The 16,866-nt window shown below is 46.9% G+C and carries 19 protein-coding genes and 1 other RNA gene; 14 read left to right on the top strand and 6 right to left on the bottom strand.

Annotation, left to right across the window (positions count from 1 at the left end):
• The first annotated feature begins 145 nt into the window (after window positions 1-145).
• Together EHS89_RS06685 and ffs are read left to right on the top strand one after the other, a co-directional pair.
• Window positions 146-1,411: a DUF3422 domain-containing protein gene (locus EHS89_RS06685; RefSeq protein WP_124925372.1), complete on the top strand. Its 1,266-nt coding sequence runs from the start codon at window positions 146-148 to the stop codon at window positions 1,409-1,411.
• 230 nt (window positions 1,412-1,641) lie between these two features.
• Window positions 1,642-1,738: signal recognition particle sRNA small type (gene ffs / locus EHS89_RS06680), an RNA gene on the top strand.
• A 130-nt stretch (window positions 1,739-1,868) separates the two neighbouring features.
• Here ffs and EHS89_RS06675 read toward each other — a convergent pair.
• Window positions 1,869-2,102, bottom strand: a complete 234-nt coding sequence (locus EHS89_RS06675) for a hypothetical protein (RefSeq protein WP_124925371.1) — start codon at window positions 2,100-2,102, stop codon at window positions 1,869-1,871.
• Window positions 2,103-2,333: 231 nt separating this feature from the next.
• Entirely contained in the window at window positions 2,334-2,513 is a 180-nt protein-coding gene (locus EHS89_RS06670; RefSeq protein WP_124925370.1) for a hypothetical protein, read from the bottom strand.
• Between the two features lie 236 nt (window positions 2,514-2,749).
• Here EHS89_RS06670 and dnaX point away from each other — a divergent pair, with 236 nt between their 5' ends.
• The 8 genes from dnaX (at window position 2,750) to EHS89_RS06625 (ending at window position 9,148) form a co-directional block, all read left to right on the top strand.
• A complete protein-coding gene (gene dnaX / locus EHS89_RS06665) occupies window positions 2,750-4,906 on the top strand; it encodes a DNA polymerase III subunit gamma/tau (RefSeq protein ID WP_124925369.1) in 2,157 nt (718 codons plus the stop codon).
• Between the two features lie 18 nt (window positions 4,907-4,924).
• On the top strand, window positions 4,925-5,251 hold the full coding sequence (locus EHS89_RS06660) for a YbaB/EbfC family nucleoid-associated protein (RefSeq protein WP_124925368.1): 327 nt from the start codon (window positions 4,925-4,927) through the stop codon (window positions 5,249-5,251).
• A gap of 13 nt (window positions 5,252-5,264) precedes the next feature.
• Complete coding sequence (gene recR, locus EHS89_RS06655; protein ID WP_124925367.1) at window positions 5,265-5,864, top strand: recombination mediator RecR; 600 nt, start codon at window positions 5,265-5,267, stop codon at window positions 5,862-5,864.
• Window positions 5,865-5,933: 69 nt separating this feature from the next.
• A complete protein-coding gene (rnd, locus tag EHS89_RS06650; protein WP_124925366.1) occupies window positions 5,934-7,115 on the top strand; it encodes a ribonuclease D in 1,182 nt (393 codons plus the stop codon).
• On the top strand, window positions 7,112-7,402 hold the full coding sequence (locus tag EHS89_RS06645; protein ID WP_124925365.1) for a YcgL domain-containing protein: 291 nt from the start codon (window positions 7,112-7,114) through the stop codon (window positions 7,400-7,402). The genes rnd and EHS89_RS06645 overlap by 4 nt, the downstream gene beginning before the upstream one ends.
• Window positions 7,402-7,839, top strand: a complete 438-nt coding sequence (locus EHS89_RS06640; RefSeq protein ID WP_124925364.1) for a YcgN family cysteine cluster protein — start codon at window positions 7,402-7,404, stop codon at window positions 7,837-7,839. The genes EHS89_RS06645 and EHS89_RS06640 overlap by 1 nt, the downstream gene beginning before the upstream one ends.
• Before the next feature lie 239 nt (window positions 7,840-8,078).
• Window positions 8,079-8,831 (top strand): DUF4573 domain-containing protein, encoded by a 753-nt coding sequence (locus EHS89_RS21050; RefSeq protein ID WP_170167435.1) that lies wholly within the window; start codon window positions 8,079-8,081, stop codon window positions 8,829-8,831.
• Window positions 8,828-9,148: a hypothetical protein gene (locus EHS89_RS06625; protein WP_170167434.1), complete on the top strand. Its 321-nt coding sequence runs from the start codon at window positions 8,828-8,830 to the stop codon at window positions 9,146-9,148. The genes EHS89_RS21050 and EHS89_RS06625 overlap by 4 nt, the downstream gene beginning before the upstream one ends.
• 34 nt (window positions 9,149-9,182) lie before the next feature.
• Here the strand turns inward: EHS89_RS06625 and EHS89_RS06620 are convergent, their stop codons facing one another.
• The 3 genes from EHS89_RS06620 to EHS89_RS06610 all read right to left on the bottom strand — a co-directional run bounded on the left by EHS89_RS06620 (window position 9,183) and on the right by EHS89_RS06610 (window position 12,869).
• Window positions 9,183-9,704, bottom strand: a complete 522-nt coding sequence (locus EHS89_RS06620) for a YbjN domain-containing protein (RefSeq protein ID WP_124925362.1) — start codon at window positions 9,702-9,704, stop codon at window positions 9,183-9,185.
• 285 nt (window positions 9,705-9,989) lie between these two features.
• Entirely contained in the window at window positions 9,990-10,763 is a 774-nt protein-coding gene (locus EHS89_RS06615) for a hypothetical protein (protein WP_124925361.1), read from the bottom strand.
• A gap of 21 nt (window positions 10,764-10,784) precedes the next feature.
• Window positions 10,785-12,869, bottom strand: a complete 2,085-nt coding sequence (locus EHS89_RS06610; RefSeq protein ID WP_124925360.1) for a carboxy terminal-processing peptidase — start codon at window positions 12,867-12,869, stop codon at window positions 10,785-10,787.
• 163 nt (window positions 12,870-13,032) lie between these two features.
• Here EHS89_RS06610 and EHS89_RS06605 point away from each other — a divergent pair, with 163 nt between their 5' ends.
• From EHS89_RS06605 to EHS89_RS06595, 3 genes are all read left to right on the top strand, one after another.
• Window positions 13,033-13,557: a BamJ family beta-barrel-assembly machinery protein gene (locus tag EHS89_RS06605; protein ID WP_124925359.1), complete on the top strand. Its 525-nt coding sequence runs from the start codon at window positions 13,033-13,035 to the stop codon at window positions 13,555-13,557.
• On the top strand, window positions 13,557-14,852 hold the full coding sequence (locus EHS89_RS06600) for a M18 family aminopeptidase (protein WP_211340307.1): 1,296 nt from the start codon (window positions 13,557-13,559) through the stop codon (window positions 14,850-14,852). Before EHS89_RS06605 ends, EHS89_RS06600 begins: the two co-directional genes overlap by 1 nt.
• An 80-nt stretch (window positions 14,853-14,932) precedes the next feature.
• A complete protein-coding gene (locus tag EHS89_RS06595) occupies window positions 14,933-15,508 on the top strand; it encodes a glutathione S-transferase family protein (RefSeq protein ID WP_124925357.1) in 576 nt (191 codons plus the stop codon).
• Between the two features lie 905 nt (window positions 15,509-16,413).
• Here the strand turns inward: EHS89_RS06595 and EHS89_RS21045 are convergent.
• Window positions 16,414-16,551: a hypothetical protein gene (locus EHS89_RS21045; protein ID WP_170167433.1), complete on the bottom strand. Its 138-nt coding sequence runs from the start codon at window positions 16,549-16,551 to the stop codon at window positions 16,414-16,416.
• Between the two features lie 154 nt (window positions 16,552-16,705).
• Between EHS89_RS21045 and EHS89_RS21565 the strand changes: the two genes are divergently transcribed.
• A partial coding sequence (locus EHS89_RS21565) for a glycosyltransferase family 2 protein (protein ID WP_124925356.1) occupies window positions 16,706-16,866 on the top strand: 161 nt, incomplete at its 3' end.

Here is a 16,866-nt window from a genome sequence, read left to right as displayed (position 1 = left end):
TTCCTGTCATGGTTGTACTCTCAGTGTAGTCATTCTTTTAAGTTTTAATTCAGGCTTGCACTAAGCGCTTGAATGGGATCGAATACTAAGGAACCTGCAAATAAGTCCCTAACTACTTTTCAAAATCAAACAGAGGTAATGCTGGGTGGAATTTCATTCCCAACGTCAGATGATCGCTGATGAGGTGCATGCGCGTCCTTTTCAACAGTTAAGCGCCCCCCTTAAAGTCATGCATTTTGCGGTGATGATAACTGAGCATGAGCCTGGCTCTATTCGTGAGGCTATCTCCGAGCTGTTTCAGATTTGTGGCGCTGGTGAAATTACCGCGGATCAGAGTTTCAGTTTTCAGTCTGCCGGTGAGCTGGCACTGCGTTGGGAAGCACACACAGAATTTTATACTCTGACTATCTATTATGAAGGTGCCGAGCAGAACTGGAGCCAGACAATCCCCGGCTTGCCTACTAGATGGAGTGACATGATACCGGGTGAGATGATCACTGGTGTACAGTTGCTGGTTAGAACCGCCGATGGCGAAAATCATAGCCGGGTACCTGAAGGTGTGTTCGGTGATACTCAGGTTATCGGCTCGAATGTCATGCGCGGAGCGGCAACAGTCTGGACCGATTTTAAAGCTCAGGGTGAGTTCGGGCTGGACCGGATTCTGGTACAGGATAATCACCTGCACGGCTATCAGTGTGGTCGTCTGCTGCAACGCTTATGCGAAATAGATACCTACCGGGCGGTAGCGCTTCTGGGGCTTGAACCCGCCCGTAAAGTAATGCGACAAATCTCTTCGCTGGATAGAGAACTGGCGGAAATTACCACCCAGTTGAGTCAGTTAGAAAAAGGTAAAGAGTCAGATACTCTGGATGCCCTGATGAATCTGGCCGCCAGAGGTGAGGAAATCTCTGCTGAGACAGCCAATCGTTTCTCCGCGTCAGATGCCTACTATGCTGTTGTCAGAATGCGAATATCTGAACTGGAAGAGTCCCGTGTAGAAGGTCTGCAAACCATTGAGCAGTTTATCGACCGACGGGTCGATCCTGCGATGCGTACCTGGCGGGCAGCTGCTGCCAGGTTGGATCGCTTGTCCGAACGAGTCGCCAGAGCCAGTAATCTGCTGCGTTCAAATATTGAGCTTTCAACGGAACAGAAAATCCATGGTTTGTTGAGCTCTATGAATAAGCGAACCCGCCGACAGTTAACGCTGCAGGCTAAACTGGAAACCTTCTCAATAATTGTCGTTACTTATTACCTGTTCGATCTGGTTGAGCGAACGATTCGCCATATGACCTCAGGTAAACCTGAAGAGATTGCGATTAACTGGCTCAGTTACTCTTTGCCTGCCATTGTGTTGCTGGTCTGGTGGTATGTACGCCGCGTGACTAAAGAGTTCAAGTCGGATGATTAGCGATTTTTCTATAAGAAATTCAAGCTGAAACATATCGGTTATATGCTGAAAAGTTGTAGCTAAAAGCATTGAAATGACTACGAAAAATAGCTTGCTGAGAGGCGGGTTATTGCAACAGATCAGACTCGGGACAATCAGTCGGCAGTCTTTGGTTGCATCTGTCAGACAGGCTGCTATACTCCCGCCTGTCTCGTTCGAGGCGACCTTTTGAGGTCACGTTATGGTGGCTCCATTGGTCCTCCCGCAACGATAAACCGTGAACCTGGTCAGGCCTGGAAGGGAGCAGCCACAGCGGTGGATTCGTGTGCCGGGATGTGGCTGGTGGAGTCGCCCCCAATACTTTCAAGTATTTGATGCTATAAAGTTTGTCACTGTTCTTCACGCAAGTGATACAAATCGGTGATACATTTCAGTGTATAAAGCCTCTTTTTAATTACTTCTTTATAGACGCTCTGTCTCAGTCATTTGGATGTGCCATCACCTCGTAGATGTTAGGCAGGCTATCTAAGTAGGCCCATAGTCCACTACGGGTTGTCTCTCCCATCAGCTCAATGATTTTTTCGTCATCAGTGTACACTTCTACGGTATCGCTTTGAGTATGCATAACGAATAGCTTCGTTGTGGATGGGACAACTAAAATCAGGCAGGCCTGGGCGACTTCCCCTAGCGCATTCTCTGCTCTGTCCCACATGGGCAATTCCGGTTGTATCATCAGAGAGGAAACAGCCTCGTAACGTGTTGCTTTGTTGCTCCATTCAGCTAGTTGTTGGTCAGTGTATCCGCTGTATCGCGTGTCGATCATTCCAGTCACCATACATCTTTTAACTGTAGTGTAGGTTACCTGGTGATATCTAATCGGTGGGGCAGATAAAGAAAATGACGCAGAGCGCCATTTTTCATTGTTGATCTTGCTGCTAACGGTTTAATGTCGTCGGGGTGCGTTGTTTTCCAGCGAAACTATCTCATTTTTAACCCAGCACTGACCGTTTTCCAGCATCTGGTTGCTGGGACAGTGGGGATCGCGCCATTGAATCATGTCTTCCTGATTAACTAAACGATGAGCCTGAGACTTTGCTTTACGGGCGCTAATTACCTTTTGCATTGTACGTCCTCACGTTGTTGTTTTTATGCTTAGGGTTTCACCATAGGCCAAGGTTTATTGTTTTGCGTATGGGAGGCTTTTCAAAATGAGTATTTTATTGACCTGACTCAAATTTGAGAGGCTGATGTGATAACTGATTTATACAAACTTTAGCCTGATTCTACTGGTACTGAGGTGCGGTTCCCGTTAGCATTGGTAGTCATGAATAAATCCCCTTCTGATGTAGATCAACAGCGATGAGTTATCAGGTTCTGGCGCGAAAATGGCGTCCCGCAAAATTTCAGGAAATGGTCGGGCAGGAGCATGTGCTTAAAGCGCTGGTTAATGCTCTTGACGATGATCGGCTGCACCATGCATACCTGTTTACCGGTACCCGTGGGGTAGGTAAGACATCGATCGCCCGGTTATTTGCTAAGTCACTTAATTGTGAAACAGGTGTTTCTTCTACCCCCTGTGGTGAGTGTTCTGCTTGTCGGGAGATCAGTGAGGGACGATTTGTCGATCTTATTGAGGTCGATGCGGCATCGCGGACTAAGGTTGAAGATACCCGCGAGCTGCTTGAAAATGTGCAATACGCGCCAACCCATGGGCGCTTTAAGGTTTACCTCATTGATGAGGTGCACATGCTGTCTACGCACTCTTTCAATGCTTTGCTGAAGACCCTGGAAGAGCCACCGCCACATGTTAAGTTCCTGTTGGCGACAACTGATCCGCAGAAACTGCCGGTGACGATATTGTCACGTTGTCTGCAGTTTAATCTCAAGAATATGATTCCTGAGCGAATTGTTGAGCATCTGGCACGGGTTCTTGAAGCGGAGAATATCCCCTTTGAAGAGCCGGCCCTATGGCTGTTGGCCCGGTCGGCCGACGGTTCAATGCGTGATGCATTAAGTCTGACCGATCAGGCGATCGCTTTCGGTGCCGGTGAAGTTGTCGAAGCTGATGTTCGGGCGATGCTGGGTACTATTGATCAGCGCCTGGTTTATCGTCTGGTTGATTGTCTGGCTGAACATAATGGCCGTGAACTGTTGACTGCAGTAGATGACTTGTCTCGCTTTTCACCGGATTATAATACGGTGCTGGGTGATCTTATTAGCCTGCTACACCGGATTGCACTGGCGCAAATTGTGCCAGATGCCGTTGATACCGGGTTGGGTGATAAAGAACTGGTGCTGGAGTTGGCTGCGAAGCTGACCGCTGAAGATGTTCAGCTGTTTTATCAGACTGCGTTGATGGGGCGTAAAGATCTGCCGTTTGTGCCCGATGCCCGGGAAGGGTTAGAGATGGTGCTGATGCGTATGCTGGCTTTCCGTCCCGCTTCGGTAAGTAGCCAGGGTCTGAGTGAGCCGGTAACGGTTTCATCTCCGGATAACAATGCAGCTGACGTTGCCCCGGTAGCGCAGACAGGAGAGGCTGAATCCTCCGTTGTCGATTCCCCGGCTGTTGAGTCGCCTATAGCAAAGCCTACAGCAGATGAAGAGCCTGCTGCACCTGAATTAGCCCCTCAACCCTCTTCGCCTCCGGGTATGCCTCGCCAAGAGGCTGCTCCTCAAATAGTACCTCAGACAGGTCCTCAGGCAGCACCTCAAGAAGAGCCACCACAATATGATGAATCATATATGCAGGGTGGCTATGAGGACCTGCCTGAAAAAAAGTCTGAACCGGCAGTAAACCCGCAGAGTGTTGCGGGGCCAGCCCCTGTTTCATCGGAGCAACTTACACCGCCGGTTGATCTGCCCTGGGAGGATAACTCGCCAGCTGTTGAGACAGTGATCAAGGCTGAGTCTTTGCCAGAAGCGGAAGTCTATTCTGAGAACGCAGAACCGACTCAATCTGAAGTGCTTGCTGCGACTCCGGCACAGACTGAGCAAGTTGCAGTAGAGACCGCTCCTGGGCTGGTTGCGACTACGGCAACGGTTACTAATACTAACAGTAGTGTTACTGCTGCGGCTTCTATTGATGAGCTTAGTGTCTGTAATCCCTTCGTTGAGGTAAGTCAGAACCTGGGTGAGTTTAACTCTGAGCAGTGGGTGTTGTTGGTTGATCTGATCGGATTGACCGGAATGACCTATAGCATCGCGGCGAATACTTCACTGGAGTCAACTGAAGCTGGATGGTTGTTCCATTATACAGCCGAGCAGAAGGCTCTGATAAATGAGACCCATACCGGTCGTATTTCTGAAGCTATCGGCCATTATTTTAATAGCCCGGTTGAGGTAACATTCAACTTAGGTGATTTTAGTCGGGAAACGCCAAGCCAGTATCGCGCTCGTAAGAAAGCAGAGCGTCAGGTGTTGGCAGTACAGTCGATAGAGACTGATCCTGTCGTGCAAACTGTGATCGAACGATTTTCGGGTCGTATCGATCTGGAATCGGTACAACCGATTGATTAAAAATAGAGAGGTAAATTGATGATGAAAGGTGGCATGGGCAACCTGATGAAGCAGGCTCAGAAGATGCAAGCTGATATGCAAAAAGCGCAGGAAGAGATCGCTAAAGCTGAAGTAACCGGAGAGTCCGGTGCTGGCCTGGTAAAAATTGTAATGAATGGCCGACACGATGTTCGCAGTGTTGCAATTGATGACAGCCTGATGGAAGAAGATAAAGAGATCCTTGAAGATCTGTTGGCTGCTGCAGTTAATGACGCGGTACGTAAAGTAGAAAGTACTACCCAGGAACGGATGGCTAAAGTGACTGGCGGTATGGCTATGCCTCCAGGCTTCAATATGCCGTTCTGAGGTTTATAACTTTATGTCTTTTAGTCCTCTGATTCAGGATTTGATAGAAGCTTTTCGTTGCCTGCCGGGTGTCGGACCGAAAACAGCGCAGCGGATGGCTTTTCATTTGTTGGAGCGTGACCGGGATGGTGCTGAACATTTATCTCAAGCTTTGGTAGCAGCGGCTGAAAAGGTCGGCCACTGTAGTCGCTGTCGTACTCTGTCTGAAGCTGAGCTGTGTGAGATTTGTTCCGACACGCGGCGTGATGTTGATAAGCTATGTGTGCTTGAGTCCCCGGTTGATATGTTGGCAGTCGAGCAAACCGGTGGTTTCAATGGAGGCTATTTTGTCCTGATGGGACACCTGTCACCTATCGACGGTATTGGTCCTGATGATCTGGGTCTGGATAAGTTATTCGAACGCCTTGAATCCAGTCAGATTAGCGAGCTTATTTTAGCCACTAACCCTACTGTAGAGGGTGAGGCTACAGCTCACTTTATTGCTGAACAGATTAAGCATCTGGATATAAAAGTGACTCGTATCGCTCATGGGGTGCCTGTGGGTGGTGAGTTGGAGTATGTTGACGGCGGTACGCTGGCACATGCCTTGGCGGGACGCCGGGCGTTAAACTGAGTTAATTGTTAACCGATTGCTTAGCTGGCTCAGTTTGTAAGCTCGTTAGGCGGAATATTTGAGAGTGTAATGACTGAACCTTATAACTGGAAAGCTCTGGAGAGTACTGCTGATCAGCCGGTATGGATTACCGATGATGAAACGTTAGCACACTACTGTCAGCAGTGGCAGTCGTTACCGCTGATAGCGCTGGATACAGAGTTTATTCGGGTAGATTCTTTTTACCCGATCCCCGGTTTGATTCAGGTTGCCGATGATAAGGCCTGTTACCTGATAGACCCGCTTCAGATTGAAGATTATGCACCCATGGTGCAATTGTTTCGTAACCCTAACCTGCTTAAAGTACTACATGCGGGAAACGAAGATCTGGAACTGTTTTTCTATATGTTTGGCGAGCTGCCAAAGCCTTTCTTCGATACTCAGATTGCCGCCGGCTTTTTAGGCTGGGGTTTTTCCATGGGGTATCAGCGATTGGTAGAGCATGCGTTGGGTGTACAGTTAGATAAGGGTGAGACAACCTCAGACTGGTTGCAACGTCCGCTAACAGAATCTCAGGAACGCTATGCTGCACTGGATGTCGCTTATCTGCCGGCCTTGTGTCAACAGCAGGTGGCTGAGCTTGAGCAGCGTGGCATGTATAGCTGGATGCAGGAAGAAGCTCAACAGCTATTGGACCAGACTCCGGATACTGATCCTGATGGTGTGCGATATTATCAGCGTTTCAGTCAGGCCTGGAAGTTACCGCCTGAAAAAATGGCTGCACTGCGTGACCTTAGCGCTTGGCGTGAGAGGATCTCCCGGCAGCGTGATGTACCCCGCAACCGGGTGTTGCGTAATCAAACACTGCTGGAGATAGTGAATAACTGGCCGGCCACAACCCAGGCGCTATCCCGGGTTAAAGATATCAGAAGCAGTCAGGTACGCCAGGATGGCGAGGTGATTCTGGGCTATCTTAAAATGGCTGCTCAGTCTGCGCTGGCGAAACCGCCGGCACCGATTCAACGCCCATTAAGTTATAAATGGAATAAACCGCTTAAGGCGCTTAAAGCGCTATCGCGGGCAAAAGCTGAAGAGCTTGATATTGCACCTGAGGTGTTATTGCGCAAAAAAGATCTGGATGCGCTTATTCGCACTGAAAAAGATGGGCAGTATAGTTTGCCGCCGAGTTTATCCGGTTGGCGTAAAGAAGTTATTGGCGAGGCTTTGTTATCAGAGCTTAAAGTGCTGGTTAATAAAGCAGAGATGTTATGAAAAAGATTTGTAGTGTGTTTAAAAGCTCTAAGAAAGATGAGATGTATATCTATGTCGATAAGGCGGAGCAGTTAAAGCGTGTTCCTGAGCCACTATTGAAGATGTTTGGTGCGCCGATACATGTGTTTGATATGTTGCTGACGCCGGAAAAAGAGATGGCCAGAGTTGAGGCGGATAAGGTTTTGGAGGATATCCGTGAAAAAGGCTATTTCCTGCAAATGCCGCCAGCTAAAGACGATTATATGCTGGATCTGCATTCTGATCGTCCTGAAACCGGAGTTCGTTAATGGCCCATGAGGTCTTTTGGCGTTCAAAGCCTTTGCAGAAGATGTCTTCTGATGAGTGGGAGTCACTTTGTGATGGCTGCTCTCTCTGTTGTCTGCATAAGCTTGAAGATGAAGATACCGGTCAGGTGTATTACACCAGTGTGGTCTGTCACTTGCTGGATTTTGAAACGCTGTTTTGCACTAAATATGAGGAGCGCTGCTCTTTAGTACCTCAGTGCGTGAAGTTGCGTCCGGAAGATGTAAAAGAGTTTCACTGGTTACCGCCAAGCTGCGCTTATCGTTTGATCCATGAAGGAAAAGATCTGCCCGATTGGCATCCGCTTATTACTGGTCGCAGAGAGTCGGTAAAAGAAGCTGGGGCCTCAGTATTGGACTGGTTTGAAATCACCGATGATCAGCTGGATGAAGATGATTATATAGATTATGTCATTCAGTGATTTAAACCATTATGAATAAACCGCCGAAAGGCGGTTTTTTTATGAGTAATGGTTTTTGCTCGTTGCGGAATTGCTGACTAGGCTTAAAGAACCTTAGAGTTATGGGGTGAGGTCAATGTTGCAGTTTTGCAGGAAGCAAAGGGGAGTTACTACTGTTGAGTATGTTTTAGCAGGGGCTCTGATTGCGGGAGTGGTTGTTAGCGCGTTTGCACAGTTAGGTGATGCTGTAGGTGACTCTGTTGCTCAAATTACCACAGGGCTTCCAAATGGAGGCGGTTCAGGCGGTTCAGGCGGTTCAGGCGGTTCAGGCGGTTCAGGCGGTTCAGACGGTTCAGGCGGTTCAGGCGGTTCAGGCGGTTCAGGCGGTTCAGGCGGTTCGGGCGGTTCGGGTGGTTCGGGTGGTTCAGGCGGTTCAGGCGGTTCAGGCGGTTCAGGCGGTTCAGGCGGTTCAGGCGGTTCAGGCGGTTCAGGCGGTTCAGGCGGTTCAGGCGGTTCGGGCGGTTCGGGCGGTTCGGGTGGTTCGGGTGGTTCAGGCGGTTCAGGCGGTTCGGGCGGTTCAGGTGGCTCAGGCGGTTCTGGTTCAGGTGGCTCTGGTTCAGGTGGTTCTGGTTCAGGTGGTTCTGGATCAGGAGGTTCTGGTTCAGGAGGTTCTGGTTCAGGAGGTTCTGGTTCAGGTGGTTCAGGATCAGGTGGTTCAGGATCGGGTGGCTCAGGATCGGGTGGCTCAGGATCAGGCGGCTCTGGCTCAGGCGGCTCTGGCTCAGGTGGTTCAGGATCAGGTGGCTCAGGATCAGGTGGTTCAGGATCAGGTGGTTCAGGATCAGGTGGTTCAGGATCAGGTGGCTCTGGTTCAGGTGGCTCTGGTTCAGGTGGCTTTGGCTCAGGTGGTTCTGGTTCAGGCGGTTCTGGTTCAGGCGGTTCTGGTTCAGGAGGTTCTGGTTCAGGTGGTTCAGGATCAGGTGGCTCTGGCTCAGGTTCAGGTGATTCGGTGAATTCCTCTGGCTTGGCTTCGGCCGGTGATAATGCCACAGGTGAAGGAAAAGAAAAGCCAGCTGTTGCAAGAGATTACGCTGAGGTGGGTACAGCTGTGATTCTGGCAGATAATGGTTCTGGTGCAGGGCAGGGGCTTGATAGCCTTCCGTCAACAATGGCTGGTAACAACGACACAGAAAAACAAAAAACGTCAGAGTCGACATTGTCAGGTCTAACGGGATGGCAATTTTGGTTAGCATTGTTATCAATGTTTGGTTTGATGCTGCTGCCGTTAATGTTCTTGAGTAAAAAGCGTCGTGCAAAGCAAGAAAGCTGATTAAAAAAAACCGTCGGGGGACGGTTTTTTTGTGTTAGTTTTGGCTATTTTCTTTAGCAAACTCAATAAAACGGGGGACAGAAGTTTGGATGAATACTTTGATCATCTCGATAATCATCTCTTTATTGATACCTGCATTGGCCAGTAGATCTGTTTCTAGTGCTGTATGCATCTCTTCATCAAGGTAAGCGCGAGATAAGCGAGTCGTGCGGTTCCATTCATTGATATTTTCAAAGTTAAGATTCATATCGGTGGAGCCAAAGTAAAGGTGCATGTCTCCGTCTTTGTGGATGTAGAGAACATAGACTTTGCCATCGGCCTTAAAGCGGACTTCACCCTGTTCTATGATTCTAACCGAACCGTAACCCTCATCCCTGAGGATCTGTTTAACCTCAGTATCGTTATAGCTATCGACTAATCCGCTTGACGAGTTGCGCAACAATTCGATCGCTTCTTCTATTTCGCTTTGTGTGGCCGCATGTGCAGAAATGGATACTCCTGAGATAGGTGCGAGGCATAGTATCAGGCTTACAAAGAGACTAGGTGCAAATTTCATGATCAGTCCTAAATCTGTTTTTAGATATCAAAGGAGTGTAACACTCTGATTTGGTTATTGAATCATTATAGAAGAGAGCAGCTTATCTGCTTAGGCAGGGAATTGGTCAGCTTAATATGGCGTCTTTAGCGTCTACACAATTAAAGGGGTTCTAATAATAGTCTTTATCGTTGCTGCTGTACGTAGTGATAATGACAATTAAGGTTTCACAGAACTTCTACATTATAGATACAGGCGAAAAGCCCTGTAAGGCCTCAGTCGAAAAGGCCTTGTAGGGCTTAATTGCTATTGACCGGTAAGGAAGCTCATACGATTGGCAAATAGCTCCTGACAAGGGGTCAGAATGGCTTTCAGGTCGCTCTTAAGACGGTTATTCATTAGTTCTGTTTTATCGGTTTTAAAGTATTCGACTATCAACAGCTCTTCGGTGCGATTGTTGGCGGCAACATCAATACCGTCGCCGATACAGTAGGCGTATACAGGCAGGTGATTGTTAACGACTTTGTCTATCTGATGTTGTTCAAGCACCAGTTTATGCATGGTCAGAAAGCGGCGGTATTCTTTTGCAGCTGCCGCAGCCATGCCTTTTAACTGATTACGGTTGAAGCGTTTTGATTCTTCCCGGGTAGCCAGTAACTGCTTCATACGGGTGTGAACGGTAGACACTTCTTCGTTAAAGGTGTGAGGTGCATAGCGCTCATTGGTGCGCTTATAATCTTCCAGCTCAGCGACCTGGCTCTTGAGGCTGATAATTTCCTCACGCATGGTAATGGCTTCTTCAAGCATGCTTTCGCGCTCTTGTTTCAGCGTCGCTATTACCCGCTGGGTAGGCGTCATGTTCTTGCGGCCGATACTGGGGTTTAGTTTTGGGTCTGTTGCCACGCTGGAGGCTTGGGAATCAGCAGGGATTACCATTTCACCAAAGCCTTCGACCTTTTGGCGATTCTCTTCCTGTTGTTGTGAAATGCCGGTAAAGATAAAGTAACCGGCAGCGATCAGGATGATCAGCAGCACTGGGCCGCCGATCAGTAGAGCAAGCTTCATTTTACTTAGCTGCATCAATGTAAAAACCCGTAAATATTAGTTTTTGATAGCTATATATTTATCGGTCAGCTCGATCATATCAAGCAGTACTCTGCCCGTTTCGGTGAGTAAGGCTTCAGCTTCAGGACTGATTGTGCGGCCTTGGGAGTCTTTTTCGAGCAACTCTTCCAGATCAGACAGTTTTTTGATGTTGTCTAGTTTCTTGGCCGTACGACGTTCATTTTCTTTAGCTAATAGCCAGTTTTCAGATTCATTCCGTTCTGCTTGCAAAGTTTTTTCATTGAGCGAAAGCAGTCTGTCTTTTTTGTTCTCATTTAATCGTTGAACCTGCGAGTTCATATACAAAAAATCAGGGTCAAATTTACGTCGTTCACTGTGTCGATCGCTGATTTCAGGCAGGATAGAAGTGAAACTTATGTAACGCTGATGGGGTATTTCATGGACCTTATCCCAAGGCATAGCACCATCCAGTGCGCTTTCACCGATCTCTTCTGTATCATAAAGGGTCGGTAAACTGATATCGGGGATGACACCTTTGTTCTGGGTGCTTTCACCTGAGATACGGTAGAACTTTGCATGGGTGAGTTTGATCTGGCCGTGGCGTAAGGGTGATAGTGTTTGAACCGTGCCTTTGCCGAAGGTTTGACCGCCAACGATGATGCCGCGCTGATAATCCTGAATGGCGCCGGCAAAAATCTCTGATGCAGATGCACTGAGTCGGTTTACTAAAACGGCCATAGGGCCGTTATAAGCAACTCTGGGGTCTGAGTCGCCCATAATGTTAACCCTGCCTTCCGGATCGCGTATCTGGACGGTAGGGCCTCGACTAATGAATAAACCCACCAGTTCGTTGGCTTCGCGTAACGAACCGCCACCATTATTACGCAGATCGATTATCAGACCGTCAACGTCCTGGCTCTTCAGCTCTTCTATCAACTTCGCAGTATCCCGGGTTGTGCTCTTATAATCGGTGTCGCCACGTTGCAGGGCGGCAAAGTCTATATAAAAGGCAGGGATAGAGATGACTCCCAGTTTGTAAGGCTTGTCCTGATGCTGAAGTTCGATTATGCGGCTTTGGGCTGCTTGTTCTTCGAGTTTCACCTTATTGCGGCGAATCTGAATAATCTTATGCTGGCCTTCTTCGCCATCGGCTGGAATTATCTCAAGCTTAACAATCGTTCCTTTAGGGCCTCTGATCAGCGCTACGACCTCATCAAGACGCCAGCCTACAACATCTTGTATCTCACCATCATCACCCTGGCCAACACCGACAATCAAATCTGCAGGCTTTAACTGGCCGGCTTTATCAGCAGGGCCTGCTGGAACCAGTCGTACTATTTTGGTGTGCTCGTTCTCGCTTTGAAGTACTGCCCCGATACCTTCTAAAGAGAGGCTCATATTGATATTAAAATTTTCAGACCTACGTGGCGAAAAATATTGAGTGTGCGGGTCGAATTGCTTGGTCAGGGCGTTAGCGTAGCTTTGAAAGACATCTTCGCTATTGGTTTGGCTGGCTCGGGCTAACTGGCTTTGGTAACGCTTTAGCAGAACTTCTTCGGCTTCTTCAATGGTCTTGTCAGCAAGCTTTAGTCCTAGCAAGGCGCTTTTCAGACGTTTACGCCAAAACTCCTGCATTGACGCTTCATTGCTAGGCCAGTTGCTTTCCGAGCGGTCAGTTTCAAGGGTTTCGTCCAGCGTAAAGTTGGTCTTAAAGGCTGGGTCCTCAAGGGTAGTGATAAGCTTTTCAAGGCGTTCGGTTGTGCGCAACTGAAACCGGTTAAAGATAAGATAGGCGGTATCCAGAGTACCGTTTCTAATTTCGTCATCCAGCTGATTTCTGAATTGCTGAAACTCTTCAATATCTGTGTGATAAAAATAGGCTTTTGAAGGATCAAGCGCTTCAAGATACTGGTCCAGAATTTTACCGGAAAGCTCGTCATTCAGTACGATATCATTATAGTGGTCCTGATTGAGAGACTTTACTATATCCTGAATGGTCTGATTATGGATGGGCTCCGGCTGCAAACTGGAGACAGCGTTAGCGCTAACCTGCGATGTCAGAATAAAGCCTGATAGCAGTGAAGTAATCAGAAGATGTCGGATGGAAGTTATATGAATCAAGCTGTATGTTCCTGTTTAGCTACAACGTATAAGATCTGAGACAGACAAAGAAGCAGCTTGGTTCCGTAACTCAGAATATCTGAGTGTAGTCCTCTGCTGTGCTGATGTAAAATCAATGGTTTACCCCTTTTTATTAATCATACCTGGTGATGTTTAAACTATTATGAAATTCTTGAGTGTCGTTGTATTGTCGTTGTTTGTGGTCATTCTTGGTGGTTGTGGTGAAAGTGAAGAGCAAAAACGCTTTCACCAGGAGTTACTTGATAAAGCGCTGAATGATGATGTTAAGAAGCAGGGTGTTAAATTTCTTGAAGAAAATGCACTGCGCGATGGGGTTGTAGTTACCGCAAGTGGTTTACAGTATGAAGTGATCAGTGAGGCACAGGGCGACACACCGCGAATGCCTGATAAGGTACAGGTCAGTTATACGGGGTGGCTAGTTGATGGCACTGAATTTGAAAGTTCAGCTGAGCACAGCGATAAACCGGTATTTCCGGTTGCCAGTGTTATTAAAGGGTGGCGAGAAGCGTTGATGAGTATGGCGCCGGGATCTCACTGGAAAATCTATCTTCCTTCTGAGCTCGCCTATGGCGCCAGAAGTCCTACCCCACAAATACCGGCAAACTCAGCCTTAGTGTTTGAGCTTGAGTTGATACAGATTATGCCCGAGGAAGAGGCTGATAAATGATGCAGAAACAGCAGTTTAATGAGCAGTTATTTGATTTCTTAGCGGCGTCGCCAACCCCTTTTCATGCAGTGTATGAGATGCGGGGGCGGTTGCAGGAAGCGGGTTATATTGAGCTGGAAGAAAAAAGCCGATGGCATGTTAAGGCGGCGGGTCGTTACTTTATCGTACGAAATGAATCGTCAATAATCGCCTGGAATATGCCCGCCAGTGGAGAGCTGTCTGATGAAGGCATGCGGATGGTGGGGGCTCACACTGATAGTCCTTGTCTGAAAGTAAAGCCCAACCCTGAAACGGTACGTCAGGGATGCTTACGACTCGGTGTTGAAGTCTATGGTGGCGCATTATTAAACCCATGGTTTGACAGAGACTTGTCGCTAGCTGGCCGCGTAAACTACTCAACTGAATCCGGAGAATTGCGCAGCGAACTGATTAATTTTGTTCAGCCTATCGCCGTTATTCCGAGCCTTGCGATACATCTGGATCGGGAAGCCAATAAAGACCGTACGATCAATCCGCAAACGGATCTGCCACCAATACTGGCTCAGCTGCATGGTGACGGTAAGGCTGATCTGCGCGAGTTGCTTAAACAACAGTTGCTGGCTAAGGATGTTGCCGATGTGGATCAGGTACTGGACTATGAGTTGTGTTTCTACGATGTGCAAAAACCGTCCTATATAGGTCTGGATAATGAATTTTTTGCCTCTGCTCGTTTAGATAATCTGCTGAGTTGCTTTATCGGTTTACAAGCCCTGATTGAGTCAGATACTGAGCAGGGCGCTTTGCTGGTTTGTAATGATCATGAAGAGGTGGGGAGCGCCAGCGCAGTGGGTGCGCAAGGGCCTATGCTGAAGCAGTTGCTTGAACGGCTGTTACCTGAGCCTGAAGCGCGTAATCGAATGATTGCTAACTCGATGATGGTCTCAGTCGATAATGCGCATGCAGTGCATCCTAACTTTGTGGATAAGCATGATGGCAATCACGGCCCACGAATGAATGGCGGAGCCGTAATTAAACTGAACAGTAATCAACGTTACGCAACCAATAGTGAAACCGCAGCGATGTTCCGTCGTTTTGCGCAGTTGGAAGAGATCCCTTTGCAGTCATTTGTGGTGCGTAGCGATATGGGATGCGGCAGTACTATCGGTCCTATTACCGCAGCTGAGCTTGGGGTTAAGACCATAGATGTTGGCGTGCCTCAACTAGCGATGCATTCGATACGTGAGCTTGCAGGGAGTGAAGACGCGGTAGGATTAACACAAATATTAAGGCGTTTTTATTCTAGTGAAAGTGTCTGAATAGATATTAAATTGAAAGCCATCGTTCTGATGGCTTTTTTGTTTGCTCTATATTTTAAATGGCTTGTCGGGAGAGTTATATGAAGCTTATTGGATCAGCGGTATCACCCTATGTACGCCGTATTCGCCTGTTGTTGGATGAGCAGAATTATGAATTTGTAGATTTGAATATTTATGCGCCAGAAGGGCGTGAGGTGTTGGTTTCCTATTCTCCGGCTATGAAGGTCCCGGTGCTTGTTGACGGACAGCAGACGGTTTATGACTCTGCTGTAATTCATCGTTATCTTGCTGAAAAGCTAAAAAAGAAACCGTTGAGTTGGGATCAGGAAAACCTGTTGAGTCTGATCAATGCCGTTAATGACTCGTTTATCATTCTGCTTATGGCCTCTAGATCAAATCTTGATACTGAATCAGATGTATTGCTTCTGAATTTGCAAAAAGAACGGATTGCTCAGACGATGCCGTTATTGGAGCAGGCGGTAGTGGAGGGTCTGTTTTCCGTCTGGAATTATCCTGCCATCTGCCTGTTCTGTTTTCTTGATTGGGTTTGTTTTCGGGAGTTGATTGATCTTGAAACTTATCCTGGATTATCGGCCTTTTGTGCTGCTAAACGGGCCGATGAGTCTGTTGCTGTTAGTGGCCCTGAAAGGGGTTAGTAGTTTATCAGAACCGTAGCCATATGAATGAATATCCGGGGTGGTTGAATATAAGCCAAGAAGACAGAGAACGTTCCTGTATATGATGATCGTTGTCGATAATGAGTATGGCCTTGAACTTGAATCGTTCTGTAAACCTTTGCCTAAAGAGCGTGATAAGCCGTAAGTGGCTTGTTTGCAGGTTCCTTAGTTAATAGATTTTCGTAGCTACAGCGAGATGTGTCTGATATAAAAAAAGGGGCGCGAACTTCAATTCTTGAGATGTAGTACGAACACATAATGAGAGGTGGTAGACTATACAAAAAAGGGGGAGACTGTTAGGGTTGTGCCGGTTCTTGTTGTGTAAATGTTTATAGCGGCAAGTTTAGATCGTGCCGATATTTCATGTTGAAATGTCTTCTTTTTTAGTGGGGGTGTTTACAGGTTTATTTGATGTTGAATTTTTTATAGTTGTCAAGGAAGATGGTCTGATTTTTATCTTAAATCTTGCTGTTCGTCAGTTGTTTTTGTTATTAGTGACTTCATAATACTGTCGGCGGCTTATTTTAAATAAAATGAATAAGTTGTTTTTTTTAAAATTTTGGATTAGATGAAAACAGTTTTAATTTTTTTCTTAAGAATTTTGTCTAATTTAAATTTTTAAGAAAATGTATTGGTATGATTTGTTATGTATGTAAATTATAGTTTGCCTCCTTTTAGTAAATTTTCTAGTGTTACAACAACCTCCGATGCTTCTATTTGTAGGGGGATTCGTGTTTCCATTGATAAAAATAAAGGAAAAGTGTCGGTTAGACCAAAGCGCAGTCTTTTATTACAGTTTGAAGACTTAGCTGAAAAAGTTGACTGGCTTTAGCTTTCTTTGGAGCTGAGTAAGTCAGACTGGTTATCTTGTCGCACGATATTTCTCAGGTATCGGGCGAAATCATCAAAAATGATGAAAGTTCACCCCGCCCTTCGTTTTTCATATAAAAATGGTTTTTATGACCACTTTGCAGATGATGCCCACCAGATGGATGTTGCATCATTAGAATATACCAGCTCATTTAGTTTGTCCCGGGGTCTATTGACTGACGTTAAGTGTATTAGTCTGCACCTTTTCTTTGAATCCAGAGATAATCTTTTTGAGTTGGATGACCTAGTACTTTCTGGCATTAAATAGTTATTAAGAGTTTAAAGTACGTTTACCGGAATAGCCGAATGAAATTTTCATGTATTATGACGACTTATAATGATGGAGAATTAATCCGTCAGTCTGTAGATTCTGTATTAAATCAAACTTTTGAGAGTCTTGAACTGATCATTGTTGATGATGGTTCAGCTCAACATACAAAAGAGATTCTCAGTTCAATAAATGATCC

Origin of the sequence: Amphritea balenae, from assembly GCF_003858655.1 — a bacterium.
Classification (GTDB): domain Bacteria; phylum Pseudomonadota; class Gammaproteobacteria; order Pseudomonadales; family Balneatricaceae; genus Amphritea; species Amphritea balenae.
The sequence above is the reverse complement of the archived record's forward strand: the minus strand, read 5'-3'. Positions and strand labels throughout refer to the sequence as shown.